General features: G+C 42.5%; 1 protein-coding gene. It reads right to left on the bottom strand.

The features are described 5' to 3' along the window. Positions 1-78 precede the first annotated feature (78 nt). On the bottom strand, positions 79-669 hold the full coding sequence (locus HMPREF2958_RS04730; protein ID WP_070697034.1) for a hypothetical protein: 591 nt from the start codon (positions 667-669) through the stop codon (positions 79-81). Between the last annotated feature and the right edge of the window lie 84 nt (positions 670-753).

Below are 753 nucleotides of genomic sequence, written 5' to 3'. Positions count from 1 at the left end.
TCATAAAGAACCTACCTAAGTCCCTTATGAATAAGCCCTTAAGATGTAGAATGTATTGAACTAATTATTTTCGTGCTTCTAACTTTCCAAAACTTCATCCTTATTTTTAAGGTATAAAGGATTTTCAGCTCCTGGATTGTTTTCGTCAAATTCAGGAATAACAATTGCACGGCCTTCAAAATACTCCAAGACCTGATCAAGGTGATTCCGCGACACCTCCATACCGTAAAGTACATGCGGTGGGTCGTAGTCTCCATTTCCATACCAGGAATGCCGATACCGTAAGTCATTATCCGCACTTTGCAGAATCTGTGCCATCCACTTTGCCTGCAAGTATTCAGGGCCTTTATCCTCTCGGAATAACGCGTCATAGTCCCGCAACACCACGAAAACTCCTTTACTCAAATCCAGCCAATGCAAATCTTCCATGTACTCATAGATCAGATTTACTGGATCATCAGGCAATCCATAAGGATATTCAATAGGCCCTAAAAGCTCCTTAAAATATTCATTCTCGGTCCTTGCCTGGACAAGAGCAGAGCAAAAGAACTCAATAATTTTCCATCCCTGCTTTTGTAGCAGCTCTAGTTGCCGCTCTAAGACGTTATCTTCCTTTACATACACAACTGGGAAGAAGCTATTGCCACGCCCGTCGTTGTAGTAACCCATAATTGGTTATTCCTTGGCTATCAGTGCGTTGTTAGCTGTTCCCTCCGGTATAGGAAGTGCTCTCAGGGTACTCATCAGGATCAT

Source organism: Rothia sp. HMSC036D11 (assembly GCF_001814205.1).
Classification (GTDB): Bacteria; Actinomycetota; Actinomycetes; order Actinomycetales; family Micrococcaceae; genus Rothia; species Rothia dentocariosa.
The sequence above is the reverse complement of the archived record's forward strand: the minus strand, read 5'-3'. Positions and strand labels throughout refer to the sequence as shown.